We start from the raw sequence: 14472 nt of genomic DNA, 5'->3' as shown, positions 1-14472 counted from the left end.
TGCAATAAAGGATTTGTATGAGCATCTGTTGGAAGGAGTTGAATTCGATGCACAAAATTATTGAAGAAATCACAAAAGATCAACTTCGCTCTGATATTCCAGCGTTCCGTCCTGGTGATACTGTACGTGTTCACGTTAAAGTTATCGAGGGAACTCGCGAACGTATCCAGTTATTCGAAGGTGTTGTAATTAAACGCCGTGGTGGTGGAATCAGCGAAACTTTCACAGTTCGTAAAATTTCTTATGGTGTTGGTGTAGAACGTACTTTCCCTGTTCACACTCCTAAGATTGCGAAGTTTGAAGTAGTGCGTCGCGGTAAAGTTCGCCGTGCGAAACTTTACTACCTACGTAATTTACGTGGTAAAGCCGCTCGTATTAAAGAAATTCGTTAATAATGAAAAGAAGCTATTCTATTTCTTAAAGAATATTAAGATAGCTACGATTCAAAGACAAAAGGAGCTTGGTTATCAAGCTCCTTTTCGACTTTTATTGATATATTTTTCTAAAGAAATATTAATGATAAATAAAATCATGATCTTAATTTAATCTTTCACTTTTTTGGATGAAGCTGATATATTTATAATAATACTTGGCAATTTAACAAAGGTGGCGGGATAATGTCAAAACAAAAAAACGAATTATGGGAATGGACAAAAGCTTTACTAATTGCGGTTCTTCTTGCAGTTATTATTCGTTATTTTTTATTTGCACCAATTGTTGTTGATGGGTCATCGATGATGCCTACACTACATAATGGAGATCGCATGATTGTTAATCGATTTGGAAAGCCCGATCGTTTTGATATCATCGTTTTCCATGCACCAGAAAAGAAGGATTATATTAAACGAGTGATTGGTTTACCTGGGGACAGAATTGAATATAAAGATGATATTCTTTACATAAATGGTAAAGCCTATAAAGAACCTTATCTAGATGAGGCAAAGAAAGAAATCGCGGTTGGTACATTAACAGAAGATTTTACGTTGAGGGACTATATTGGCAGAGATACTGTCCCAGAAGGTGAAATTTTTGTAATGGGGGATAATCGTCGAGGTAGTAAGGATAGTCGAAGTATTGGAACAATCCCAATAAAAAAAGTAATTGGTGATACGAAATTAATATGGTGGCCAATTTCTGATATTAGGATTGTAAAGTAATTACATAAAAATATGACATAAATAATAGTTGGAGTTGAGCGCATAGGATGACGATACAATGGTTTCCAGGGCATATGGCGAAAGCTCGAAGGGAAGTAACAGAAAAACTTAAATTAGTAGATATTATTTTTGAATTGGTTGATGCAAGGATTCCTGTTTCATCAGCCAATCCAATGCTAGAAGAAATCATTCAACAGAAGCCACGCTTAATATTATTAAATAAAGCAGATATGGCAGATAGAGAGATCACAAATAGTTGGTTAAAATACTATGAACAAAACGATAAAAAGGCATTAGCGATAAACTCACAAGCTGGCAGTGGCTTGCACCAGATTGTTAATGCTGCACAGGAAATACTTAAGCCGAAATTTGACCGTATGAGAGCAAAAGGAATGAAGCCGAGAGCAATCAGAGCAATGATTATTGGCATTCCTAATGTCGGTAAGTCTACCTTGATTAATCGTCTTGCGAAAAAGAATATTGCGAAAACTGGTAATATGCCTGGAATTACTAAATCACAGCAATGGATTAAGGTGGGAAAGGAACTAGAGCTTCTCGATACCCCTGGGATTCTCTGGCCAAAATTTGAGGATCAAGAGGTTGGTTATAAATTAGCATTGACAGGTGCAATTAAAGATACGATATTAAATTTACAAGATATTGCTGTATATGCTTTACGTTTTCTTGAAAACCATTATCCGAATCGATTAATGGAAAGATATGAGCTATCGGAGATCCCTAACGATATTTTGCCTCTGTTTAACCATATAGGGACATTAAGGGGATGTTTAATGTCAAAAGGTGAAGTAGACTATGATAAAACAGCTGAAACCATCATTAGGGATATTCGCTCTGAAAAATTAGGTAGCATATCATTTGATTTACCAGAAGATCAAGCTGAAGAGGATTGAATAATAAGGGACATGTGTAATTTCCCTATTTGACGATCTATTTGCATTCAAAGTAGTAGTGAGGATACAGATGAAATCAAACACAATTAAAGATATAAAAGAAGCACTAAAAACAGTTGAAACCCTAGATGATCCGTTTATTCAACAACTTGAACTAGATGAACGGAAAGGGGTACAAAAGCTCTTACAAAATTGGTATAAAGAGCAAGAAAATATTAAGGTTCAACATGAAAAATTTAACGAAATGATGAAATATGAAGATGAACTTGCGAGGCAGGGTTTTGAGTACATAGTTGGGATTGATGAAGTCGGTAGAGGTCCACTAGCAGGACCTGTAGTGGCAGCTGCAGTTATTCTACCTAAAGGCTTTAAATTACTTGGTATTAATGATTCAAAGCAGCTATCGGAAAAAAAGCGTGAAGAATATTATCATTATATTGTTGAAAACGCCATTTCTGTAGGTATTGGATTAATAACTGCAGAAGAAATTGATCAATTAAATATTTATGAGGCAACAAAAAAAGCGATGTTAGAAGCGATCACTAACTTATCAATCCGTCCTGATTATTGTTTAATTGATGCGATGAAACTAAATATTCCTTATCCACAGCAATCGATTATTAAGGGTGACGCATTAAGTGTATCCATTGCTGCAGCATCAATTGTTGCGAAAGTAACAAGGGATAATCTAATGAAAAAATATAGTATTACATATCCGGAATACAAATTTGAGCAACATATGGGATATGGTACGAAAGAACATTTATTAGCGATTAAAAAATATGGGCCTTGTCCCATTCACCGTAAAACATTTGCTCCCATTAAAAATTCATGAAAATAGGCTGACATGGTGTCAGCCTATTTAAATTATAGTGATAACCGATAAATTTCTAATACATCATCCCGATTTAACTTTTTAAAGTTTCCGAACTCCCCATTAGCCATTGCTTTATCAGCCATAATATCTAATTTACTGTCATCAATCCCATAATCAGCTAGTCTTGATGGTGCACCTATGCTATTCCAGAATGCACGAAGCTTTTCAATCCCTTCCAGTCCAATTTCTTCGTCTGTTTTTCCTTCAGGATCAACACCAAATACACGAACAGCTAACTGTTTAAAGCGAGAAGGTTTCACCTTTAAGTTATGCTTCATCCAATTTGGAAATAGAATTGCTAGACCACCACCATGGGGAATATCATAAACGGCAGATACCGCATGCTCAATATTATGTGTAGCCCAATCTCCTCTAAATCCCATAGAAAGCATACCATTCAATGCCATTGTCCCATTGTACAATATAGTTGAACGATATTCATAATTCTCTAAATCATTGATAAGCTTTGGTGCAGTTTCCATAACAGTCAATAATAAAGATTCACACATACGATCTTGCATTAAAGTATTTTCTGTTAAATGGAAATAATGCTCAAAAACGTGTGACATCATATCGACCATCCCATATACCGTTTGATCCTTAGGCACTGTAAATGTATTAACGGGGTCAAGGATAGAAAATTTCGGGAAAGTAAATGGACTTCCCCAACCATATTTTTCATTTGTTTCCCAGTTGGTAATAACAGAACCAGAATTCATCTCAGACCCAGTTGCAGCAAGGGTAAGAACAGTGCCAAAGGGAAGAGCGTCTGTAGCAAATGCTTTTTTTGTAACTAAATCCCATGCATCACCATCATATTTTGCTCCAGCAGCAATGGCCTTTGTGCAATCAATGACACTCCCACCACCAACTGCAAGGATGAAATCAATTTGTTCTTTTTTACAAATATCTATTCCTTTTCTAACAGTTGAAATGCGAGGATTTGGTTCTACACCTGATAATTCATGTATGTTTGCATTTAAACTTTTTAAAATATTGATCACTTGTTCGTATAAGCCACTTCTTTTAATACTGCCACCGCCATAAACAAGTAGAATATTCTTTCCGTATTGGGGTACTTCTGTTTTTAGCTGTTCTAATTGGTCTTTACCAAAAATTAATTTTGTTGGATTCCAATATGTAAAATTGTTCATTAACGCTCACTCCTTTAAAAACATTATGAGTTAGTCATGATCAAAATGCAAAAAAGATGACTCTATTTCTTAAACTAATTAACCATTTATTTTCGTGCTTTAAATAGTATTTCTTTAGGCAATTATTACATTCGTTTGAATAGAAATTAATCATAAAGCATTTGAAAAAATGAGGAGTGATATGATTTGGGTGTTAATGTAGAAGGACAGATTAATGATATAATTAACAAATTAATTACTGAACAAGCAGAGGATGGCTCATGGAAGTATCCCTTTGAAACAGGGATTCTTACAGATTGCTGTATGATTATTTTATTAAGAACACTTCAATTAGAGGAAGATGAAGACCTCATAAAAAGCTTAGCAAGAAGGATTTTGAATGAACAATATGAAGATGGAGCATGGAGATTATTTTTGGATGAGGAAAGAGGAAATATATCACTGACAGTAAGTTCCTATTATGCGTTACAAATATCAGGATACGTAGATAGAGATAATCCAAAGCTACTACAAGCAAAAAAATTCATTATTGAAAATGGTGGTATTGAATCTGTAAATATGTTCACAAATGTGTTATTATCTCTCACTGGACAAAAGGAGTGGGAAGTACTTTTTCCAATTCCTGTTGAAGCTGTATTACTTCCTAAAAGCTTTCCAGTGAATTTTTTTGATATTTCCGTATTTGGGAGGGCTAATATTGCCCCATTACTAATTCTTGCTGATTCTAAATTTGTTATAAAGCCTTTATCTTCACCAAACTTAAATGATCTTTTTATTGGGGAAAATAAAAATAGGAAGGAAGAAGAAATGGAAGAAACTCGCTCAATTATCGATTTTATTGAACATGGAATAAAAGAAATTGAGGAATGGCACAATGATCTCCATGGAAAAGCTATTGAGTATTTGGAAGATTATATGATTCAGCATACGGAAGCGGATGGTACATTATATAGTTATTTTAGTGCTACTTTCTACATGATATATGCATTTTTGGCAAGGGGAAAAAGTAAAAATGATCCCAAAATTATAAAAGCGATTTCAGGATTGAAATCAATGATATGTGTAATAAATGGAAATTATCATTGTCAATATACAACGGCAAATGTCTGGAACACCTCTTTACTTTCAGATGCCATTCAAAATGCAGGTGTCCCGACATCCCATCCCACCATTATTAAAGCAACGGAGTATCTACTAAAAAGACAGCATAATAAATTTGGTGATTGGAAGATTCATTCTCCTGGGACTTTACCTGGTGGGTGGGGGTTTTCAAATATTAATACGATCAATCCAGATATAGATGATACATCTGCTTCTCTTCGTTCACTTTCTAGATTGATCCATATTCAACCAATATACCAGCAATCCTGGAATCGCGGGATTCAGTGGATTTTATCCATGCAAAATGATGATGGCGGTTGGGCTTCATTTGAAAGAAATGTGGATAATCCACTGTTGAATTTTTTACCTTATGGTGAGGGACTATTATTGGATGCCTCATCAACAGACCTAACTGGACGAACCTTGGAATTTTTAGGAATGTACACAGATATTCGCAAGGATCATCCTCAAATAAAAAAAGCGACGAAATGGTTATTTACGCGTCAGAACAAAGAGGGATCTTGGGACAGCAGATGGGGAATATACTTTATTTATGGAACTTGGACCGCAGTTTTGGGCTTACTGGCAGTTAATATTGGTTCGGATCATCCAGCAATCGTTAGAGCAAAAAATTGGTTAACTCTTATACAAAATGATGATGGTGGCTGGGGTGAATCTTGTCGGAGTGATATCGCCAAAAAATATGTAGCGCTCAAGAAGAGTACATTGACACACACAGCATGGGCATTAGATGCATTAATCACGATATCTGATAAGGAAACACCACAGATTCGAAAGGGGATAAACTTTTTAATCAAGGAAGCCGATATTAAAGAGAGGGATAATGCTTATCCTGTGGGACAAGGTTTAGGTGGTCAGTTCTATATTCATTACCATAGTTATCAATATGTGTGGCCACTCATCACTTTAGTAAAATATAATAAAAAATTTAAGCATGAATGATATATTTGCAATAAAACTAGACACGACAGTTTGAGATTTTACTAATAGGTATAGCTTTTTAGGAAATTAAATAAACAGTAAATCCATTAAACGTATTGGAGGAAAGGGGAAACAATGCTGCCACTAACGCTTCAATCATTAGCAAAACTAGATATAAAAACCATTCAGCCACGCTTCGAATTTCGGTCTGGACAAATTTTTTTAGGTGATATAAAGAAAATATTTCCGAATCAAACAGCTCTCGTCCAAGTAGGGCAGCAAAATATAATTGCAAAGCTTGAAGTCCCCTTAATAAATGGCAATCAATATTGGTTTCAAGTTCTTTCACGAGAAGGGGAAACAATCCTTAAAATGCTCTCTTCCTACTCGAAGGAAAATAATGCAAACTCCATGTTATTAAACCAACTTTCACTCCCGAATAATAAAGTGAATAACGAACTTCTTGCATTTTTATCTAAAGAACAAATTCCATTGACAAAAGATGCGATCGTAAAAATTGCCCAATGGCTTGAAAATAAAGGAAATTCACAAGACAGCTTTAACACGCTTCAAGTAATGTTTAAAAATAAATTTCCATTAGCAGAAACGATTTTTCAATCTGTTCTAGAAACTGTCAAGCCGCAAAAAAGCATTCACGATACATTGCAATTATTTGAAAAGCAACTACAACTGGAACCTACTAGTAAAACTAATCAATCATTGCTTTCAATGATAAGGAATGTTGTACAGCAGGATATTCCAATTGCTAAGAAAGTTTTACTTTCCATAATTGACAAAGCAATTCAGGAAACTGATCCAAACAAAATAAAAGCAATAAATTTATTAGAAAAATTAGGAATGATTAACAATACGAATATAGAAAAACAAACGATGTTAACAAACGGAAATGTTGTTAATCAATCGAATATTAAAGCTAATGAAGTCGAAGCAACAAATAAATATAACGAGCTTGTACAGCATTTAACCAATTTGAAAGAAAAATCATATGATCAGATGAATAAAAGTGTTCAAATTCTTGAGAATTACCTAACCGATGAAAGTACAGAAAATAATAGAGCAACAACTTTCATTCCAGAAATGGTAAAAGTAAATAGAAAAGAATCCCAGTATACAAATCGTGTCGAGCCATTCAAAAATGAAAGATTAGCTCTTTCTATGGAAGACCAACATTTTTTAAAACAAGTAGAAACTGAAGTAAAGGAATCTGTAAAAGGTAAGGACATTCTGGAATTATTCAAGACAGTAACTAAAAAACTAGGAATAAATTACGAAGCTGATATGCTTAAAGGTAATGCAGAATTAAACCAAACTGATAATATATTAAAGCCGCTACTAGTTAAATATTTACAAGAGACCAACCATCCGCTGGAATCTAAGGAGCTTGCTGAACAATTGGTAAATAAAATGAATGGTCAACTATTATTATCCAATCCAAATAATCCGATAACTAATATTGTTTATCAGCTCCCGATTCAATTATTTGGTTATCAAACAGAAGTCACCATGCAATGGTCCGGGAAAAGCAAAGAGGATGGAAAAATTGATGCAAACTATTGTAAGATCCTTTTTTATTTAGAGTTAGAGCATTTAAAAGAAACAATAGTAGATATGAAGGTGCAAAATCGTGTGATCACGATAAAAATAATAAATGAAGGTGAATATCTTCCAGAGTTATCGCAAAAATTTATTCCTCCTTTAAAACAAGCATTAATGGAAATTAATTATACACTTTCGGCCATACAATTTGACCAACCTAATAAAGGGAATGGTGGAATGGAACGTTCAAACATACAAAAGGCTCATTCACAATATTCGGGGGTTGATATACGAATATGAAGCAAAATGATGAAAGAAAGCAAGCAATCGCACTGCAATATCAGTCAGATAAGCAAAAAGCACCAACCGTAATTGCAAAAGGAAAGGGGCTCATTGCTGATCAAATTATCGATACTGCGAAGGAAAAACAAATCCCTATTCAAGAGGATCGTAACTTAGTAGAATTACTGGGTCAATTAAATATTAATGAAAGTATCCCAGAAGAATTATATGAAGCGGTTGCCGAAGTATTTGCATTTATTTATCGTCTAGATCGTGAGAAAAAGGAATCAAACTAATTCACTCAATATTGAAATAATTAGGTCAAAACAAACAATTGATTAAAAATAATGCCGAAATGTGCTTGAATTAGGCTCAGAAGGCTAGACATATTTTCATCCATTTAATACAATGGAAGCGCAGTTTATTTTTTGTATAGTTTGATAGGAGGATGGAAAATGAATATCCATGAGTATCAAGGTAAAGAAATCCTCAGAAAATACGGGGTAGCTGTACCAAATGGGAAAGTAGCCTTCACTGTTGAAGAAGCGGTAGAAGCTGCGAAAGAACTAGGTACAGATGTTTGTGTTGTTAAGGCTCAAATTCATGCTGGTGGTCGTGGTAAAGCTGGCGGTGTTAAAGTCGCTAAAAACTTGGATGAAGTCCGTACATATGCGAACGAAATTTTAGGAAAAACTTTAGTTACACACCAAACAGGTCCAGAAGGTAAAGAAGTTAAGCGCCTTCTTATTGAAGAAGGTTGTGATATTCAAAAAGAATATTACGTTGGACTTGTATTAGATCGTGCTACTTCACGTGTTGTCTTAATGGCATCTGAAGAAGGCGGTACTGAAATTGAAGAGGTTGCTGAAAAGACACCTGAAAAAATCTTCAAGGAAACAATTGACCCAGTTGTTGGTTTAACAGCATTCCAAGCTCGTCGTATTGCATTCAATATCAATATTCCTGCAGCTCTAGTAAACAAAGCAGTGAAATTCATGATGGGTCTATATACTGCATATGTTGAAAAAGATTGTTCAATTGCAGAAATCAACCCACTTGTAGTTACTGGTGACGGTAATGTCATGGCACTTGATGCAAAATTAAACTTTGATTCAAATGCGTTATACCGTCAAAAAGATATCGTTGAATATCGCGATTTAGAAGAAGAAGATCCAAAGGAAATCGAAGCTTCTAAGTACGATCTTAGCTATATTGCGTTAGATGGAAAAATTGGATGTATGGTAAACGGTGCAGGTCTTGCAATGGCGACAATGGATATTATCAAGCATTATGGTGGAGATCCAGCCAACTTCCTTGATGTTGGGGGCGGCGCGACTGCAGAAAAAGTAACAGAAGCATTCAAAATCATTCTTTCCGATAAAAATGTAAAGGGTATCTTCGTTAATATCTTCGGTGGTATTATGAAATGCGATATTATCGCAGAAGGTGTTGTGGAGGCTACAAAACAAGTTGGACTTGAATTGCCTTTAGTTGTTCGTTTAGAAGGAACAAATGTGGAATTAGGTAAGAAGATTTTAAATGAATCTGGACTTAATATCGTTGCTGCTGAGTCAATGGCAGACGGAGCACAAAAAATCGTAGAATTAGTAGGCTAATATTTAAGAAAGGCAGGGGAATGTTGTGAGCGTATTTGTTAATAAAGATACAAAAGTAATCGTTCAAGGTATTACTGGTAAAACAGCTCTTTTCCATACAAAACAAATGCTTGAATACGGTACAAAAATCGTAGGTGGAACATCACCTGGTAAGGGTGGAACAGAAGTGGAAGGAGTACCAGTATTTAATACAGTTTCTGAAGCTGTTAAAGCAACTGGTGCAAATGCATCTGTTATCTATGTTCCTGCTCCTTTTGCTGCAGACGCAATTTTGGAAGCGGTTGATGCTGAATTAGATTTAGCTATTTGTATTACAGAGCATATTCCAGTATTGGATATGGTAAAGGTAAAACGCTATATGGAAGGCAAAAAGACTCGTTTAGTTGGTCCTAACTGCCCAGGAGTGATTACACCTGAAGAATGTAAGATTGGTATAATGCCGGGTTATATTCATACAAAAGGTCATGTCGGAGTAGTATCCCGCTCTGGAACATTAACATATGAAGCTGTACATCAATTATCTCAAGCTGGTATTGGACAAACTACTGCAGTTGGGATTGGTGGAGATCCTGTAAATGGTACAGACTTTATCGATGTATTAAAAGCGTTTAATGAAGATCCAGAAACAGAAGCTGTAATAATGATTGGTGAAATTGGCGGTACAGCTGAGGAAGAAGCTGCTATTTGGGTGAAAGCCAATATGACTAAACCTGTTGTAGGCTTTATAGGTGGAGTAACTGCACCTCCAGGAAAACGTATGGGCCACGCTGGTGCAATTATTTCTGGTGGTAAGGGTACTGCTGCTGAAAAAATTCGTGTCATGAACGAATGTGGCATTAAAGTAGCTGCAACACCTTCTGTAATGGGTGAAACTTTAATTGAAGTTCTTAAAGAAAAAGGACTTTATGAAAAATGTAAAACTCACTAGGTTAAAAGTTTTAAAGCAAATAGAGGATGTCTTTTGTCATCCTCTATTTGTTAAACTTATATAAAGGAGGAATCATGTGAAAGCGTTTAAAAAAAGGATCATTCATCTCCATCACTGTAGGGGAATTAATTCTAAAGGTATTATTAAAATCATCCAATCTGATCCTACTCTAAAAAATCTATATAAGACACCTCCATCCAAGTTGAAATCAATCATTCATTCTTCTCCTGAACACTTCTCAAAATTTTATTATGATCTACATCATCTGAAAATTGATCAAATATTATTCAACTATCAAAAACATCATATATACTGCTTAACTGTTTTTGACCCTGATTACCCCTACTTATTAAAGCAATGCTATAACCCTCCTCTTGCCCTGTATGCGATCGGCAATGTCTCACTCTTGAATTCACCTTGCGTTGCTATTGTTGGCTCTAGAAAAGGCAATATATATGGTAGAAAAGCGATTGAACAAATTCTTCCGGCTCTTATTAAGAAAAAGATCACAATCATCAGTGGATTAGCAAAAGGGATTGATACGATGGCACATGAAATGACCATTTTGCATGGAGGAAAAACAATTTGTGTTCTTGGAAGTGGTTTTTTTCATATATATCCGCAGGAAAACAGACGCCTTGCAGAGAATATGAAAAAGGAACACCTTCTTTTGTCTGAATATCCTCCAAATACAAAACCACAGAGATGGCATTTTCCAATGAGAAATAGAATTATTAGTGGATTGTCGAAAGGAATTGTTGTCATTCAAGCAGAAGAAAAAAGCGGTTCATTAATAACGGCTGATTTTGCACTCCAAGAGAATAGAGAGGTTTTTGCTATTCCTGGAAGTGTCGTAGACCCGTTATCAAAAGGTACCAATTTTCTCATACAACAGGGAGCTAAACTTGTTTTAACGGGTGATGATATTTTGGAAGAAATATATTAGACTAAAAAAGCGGGATAAGAGTCCTATATTAATAAAATGTTTTGATAGGAGTAATTATTATAATAGTAGTTTTAGGAATAAAAAGTACGTTTAAAATTCCTTGGGTAAAACATAGTTTTTTAAAATAATTACCTATTTTAGCTTAAAAAGGTTGCAATTTTGAAAAATCTGTTATACATTTTCCAACAGATACATTTATGTTTAATTGTATTAATATAATTACAAAATAAAGAAATAAAAAGTTGAAAACGATTTCTAGCTCCATTGTAACTGTTTTTTTATAACAATCCATTTGTGTTGACAAATAAATTAATCAACGTTAAGATGAACACTTGATTTTACGAAACAGTTTTGAGTACGAAAATTTAATCATTAATTATCCTAGCTTGAATGAAAAAAAGAATTCGTACTTGTATGCAACATAAGGTGTGAGTAATTAGGGCTATACCATTTAATGAATAATTCGGAAGCTAAATTTACTGAATTTAAAATAACGAGATAGCTAGCGACTCTACCCTTTAAACTATAACAAAAAATAATGAAAACCTCTGGGAGGCTTCTTAATGTCAGAGTACTTGGTTATCGTGGAATCGCCAGCTAAGGCGAAAACGATTGAAAGATATTTAGGAAAAAAATATAAGGTTAAAGCATCTATGGGCCATATTAGGGATTTACCTAGAAGCCAAATGGGTGTGGATACAGAGCATAATTTTCAACCGAAATATATAACAATTAGAGGAAAAGGACCTGTCTTAAAAGAATTAAAGACAGCTGCTAAAAAAGCGAAGAAAATATATCTTGCAGCCGATCCTGATCGTGAAGGTGAAGCAATTGCTTGGCATTTAGCACATAGCTTAGATTTGGATATTCACTCAGATTGCAGAGTTGTTTTTAATGAAATAACGAAGGATGCAATTAAAGAATCATTTAAACACCCTAGACCAATAAATACAGATTTAGTAGATGCCCAACAGGCAAGAAGGATATTGGATCGTTTAGTCGGTTATAATATAAGCCCTCTTTTATGGAAGAAAGTAAAAAAAGGTTTAAGTGCGGGGAGGGTACAATCAGTCGCCGTACGTTTAATTATTGATCGTGAGAATGAAATTAAAAACTTTAAACCCGAAGAATATTGGACGATTGTTGCAGATTTTAAAAAAGGAAAAGAAAATTTTCAGGGTTCTTTTTATGGAGTGGATGGGAAAAAATTATCCCTTCATTCCGAGGCTGAGGTAAAAAATATTCTTTCAAAAATTAGTGGGAAAGAATTTACCGTTAATTCTGTATCTAAAAAGGAAAGAAAACGGAACCCTGCACCTCCTTTCACTACATCATCCTTGCAGCAGGAAGCAGCACGTAAATTAAATTTTAGGGCGAAAAAAACAATGATGCTAGCGCAGCAGTTATACGAAGGAATTGATTTAGGAAAAGAAGGGACAGTTGGTTTAATTACCTATATGAGAACGGACTCAACCCGTATTTCAGAAATTGCCCAGGCGGAAGCGTTCTCTTATATTGAAAGCCAATATGGAAAAGAATATACCCGCTCCGAACAACGTAAGGATAAAAAAGCATCAAATGCACAAGATGCTCACGAAGCAATCCGTCCAACAAGTACATTGCGGGAACCAAGCTCATTAAAGGAATATTTAAGTCGTGATCAATTAAGGTTATACAAATTAATTTGGGAACGTTTCGTTGCAAGTCAAATGTCTCAGGCCATAATGGATACAATGAGTGTCGATTTATTAAATGGAGATGTTATTTTTAGAGCAAATGGATCTAAACTAAAATTTTCTGGATTTATGAAGGTGTATGTTGAAGGAACAGATGACCAAACAGAAGAAAAAGAGAATTTTCTCCCTCAAATGGAGAAAGGAGATCAAGTCACTTCTGAGGAAATTGATCCTAAACAGCATTTTACACAACCACCTCCAAGATATACAGAGGCACGTTTAGTGAAAACATTAGAAGAATTGGGCATAGGACGCCCTTCAACCTACGCACCAACTCTAGATACCATTCAAAAACGAGGTTACGTTGCCTTGGACAATAAACGATTTATTCCTACTGAATTAGGAGAAATAGTATTAGAGCTAATCATGGAATTTTTCCCGGAAATATTAGATGTCGAGTTCACTGCGAAAATGGAAAGTAATCTCGATGAGATAGAAGAGGGTAAAATTGAATGGGTTAAGATCATTGATGAATTTTACAAAGGATTCCATGAAAATCTTATAAAAGCCGAAGCTGAAATGGAAAAGGTTGAGATTAAGGATGAGGAAGCCGGTGAGGACTGTGAAAACTGTGGCAGTCCAATGGTGTTCAAAATGGGACGTTATGGTAAGTTTATGGCTTGTAGTAATTTTCCCGACTGTAGAAATACAAAACCAATTGTAAAAGAGATTGGAGTTACATGTCCTAAATGTAATGAGGGAAATATTATTGAAAGAAAAAGTAAAAAGAAAAGAATATTCTACGGATGCGATAGATATCCGGAGTGTGATTTTCTATCTTGGGATAAACCGATCGAAAGAAAATGTCCTAAATGTGATCATTTATTAGTGGAGAAAAAGTTGAAGAAGGGTGTACAGGTTCAATGTACCAATTGTGATTATAAAGAAAAGACAGTTGAATAACATCATTTACTTGAGATTAGAGTGGGATTAAATACCCACTCTTTTATATTTTCATGTATTTTTATTAAAATGACGGGGACGGTCGGTCTTCAACCTGTAATAGGACCTATTTATTATACTTATATTAATTTTTTATAAAAAATATATACTATTACTTTATTTCTTTCGATTAGTATTGTAAAATGCTTTAGGGGATCAAATGAAAATATTGTCGAATTATTTAGATGGATGGTTTGAAATAGGGATTTATGTTTTATGCAGCTGTTGCTATTCTTGTTTTAAAACAAGTTATTATAGAATGAATTATAAACAATTCAAAACTTTGTGAAAAATTTGTAACATTCATTGCAAGGGCTACTAAA

At 34.7% G+C, this 14472-nt stretch carries 12 protein-coding genes; 11 read left to right on the top strand and 1 reads right to left on the bottom strand.

Going from position 1 to position 14472, the window contains the following annotated elements; all coding sequences use genetic code 11:
• Positions 1 to 47: 47 nt before the first annotated feature.
• The 4 genes from rplS to NST63_RS16140 all read left to right on the top strand — a co-directional run bounded on the left by rplS (position 48) and on the right by NST63_RS16140 (position 2903).
• Positions 48 to 392 (top strand): 50S ribosomal protein L19, encoded by a 345-nt coding sequence (gene rplS / locus NST63_RS16155; protein ID WP_058002629.1) that lies wholly within the window; start codon positions 48 to 50, stop codon positions 390 to 392.
• A 225-nt stretch (positions 393 to 617) separates the two neighbouring features.
• On the top strand, positions 618 to 1157 hold the full coding sequence (gene lepB / locus NST63_RS16150; protein ID WP_058002630.1) for a signal peptidase I: 540 nt from the start codon (positions 618 to 620) through the stop codon (positions 1155 to 1157).
• A gap of 47 nt (positions 1158 to 1204) precedes the next feature.
• On the top strand, positions 1205 to 2068 hold the full coding sequence (gene ylqF / locus NST63_RS16145; RefSeq protein ID WP_058002631.1) for a ribosome biogenesis GTPase YlqF: 864 nt from the start codon (positions 1205 to 1207) through the stop codon (positions 2066 to 2068).
• Positions 2069 to 2138: 70 nt separating this feature from the next.
• Positions 2139 to 2903, top strand: a complete 765-nt coding sequence (locus tag NST63_RS16140; protein ID WP_058002632.1) for a ribonuclease HII — start codon at positions 2139 to 2141, stop codon at positions 2901 to 2903.
• 32 nt (positions 2904 to 2935) lie between these two features.
• Here NST63_RS16140 and NST63_RS16135 read toward each other — a convergent pair whose 3' ends face one another.
• Positions 2936 to 4099, bottom strand: a complete 1164-nt coding sequence (locus NST63_RS16135; RefSeq protein ID WP_212941880.1) for an iron-containing alcohol dehydrogenase — start codon at positions 4097 to 4099, stop codon at positions 2936 to 2938.
• Between the two features lie 186 nt (positions 4100 to 4285).
• Between NST63_RS16135 and NST63_RS16130 the strand changes: the two genes are divergently transcribed.
• The 7 genes from NST63_RS16130 (at position 4286) to topA (ending at position 14110) form a co-directional block, all read left to right on the top strand.
• Positions 4286 to 6163 carry a terpene cyclase/mutase family protein gene (locus tag NST63_RS16130; protein ID WP_212941877.1) on the top strand — a complete coding sequence of 626 codons (1878 nt, stop codon included), beginning with the start codon at positions 4286 to 4288 and terminating at the stop codon, positions 6161 to 6163.
• A gap of 114 nt (positions 6164 to 6277) precedes the next feature.
• The gene (locus tag NST63_RS16125) at positions 6278 to 7999 is read left to right on the top strand and encodes a hypothetical protein (protein ID WP_212941875.1); all 1722 of its coding nucleotides are present in this window, start codon (positions 6278 to 6280) and stop codon (positions 7997 to 7999) included.
• Positions 7996 to 8277, top strand: a complete 282-nt coding sequence (locus NST63_RS16120) for an EscU/YscU/HrcU family type III secretion system export apparatus switch protein (protein ID WP_341042927.1) — start codon at positions 7996 to 7998, stop codon at positions 8275 to 8277. Before NST63_RS16125 ends, NST63_RS16120 begins: the two co-directional genes overlap by 4 nt.
• 159 nt (positions 8278 to 8436) lie before the next feature.
• Positions 8437 to 9597, top strand: a complete 1161-nt coding sequence (gene sucC / locus NST63_RS16115) for an ADP-forming succinate--CoA ligase subunit beta (protein ID WP_058002637.1) — start codon at positions 8437 to 8439, stop codon at positions 9595 to 9597.
• 25 nt (positions 9598 to 9622) lie between these two features.
• Positions 9623 to 10525 (top strand): succinate--CoA ligase subunit alpha, encoded by a 903-nt coding sequence (gene sucD / locus NST63_RS16110; protein ID WP_071976669.1) that lies wholly within the window; start codon positions 9623 to 9625, stop codon positions 10523 to 10525.
• A 76-nt stretch (positions 10526 to 10601) separates the two neighbouring features.
• Complete coding sequence (gene dprA / locus NST63_RS16105; RefSeq protein ID WP_212941872.1) at positions 10602 to 11471, top strand: DNA-processing protein DprA; 870 nt, start codon at positions 10602 to 10604, stop codon at positions 11469 to 11471.
• 563 nt (positions 11472 to 12034) lie between these two features.
• On the top strand, positions 12035 to 14110 hold the full coding sequence (gene topA, locus NST63_RS16100) for a type I DNA topoisomerase (protein WP_071976671.1): 2076 nt from the start codon (positions 12035 to 12037) through the stop codon (positions 14108 to 14110).
• The last annotated feature ends 362 nt before the right edge of the window (positions 14111 to 14472 follow it).

The sequence above is a fragment of the Heyndrickxia sp. FSL W8-0496 genome, from assembly GCF_038007825.1.
In the GTDB taxonomy this organism is placed as follows: Bacteria; Bacillota; Bacilli; order Bacillales; family Bacillaceae_C; genus Heyndrickxia; species Heyndrickxia oleronia.
This window is presented reverse-complemented; position numbering and strand designations above follow the sequence as displayed.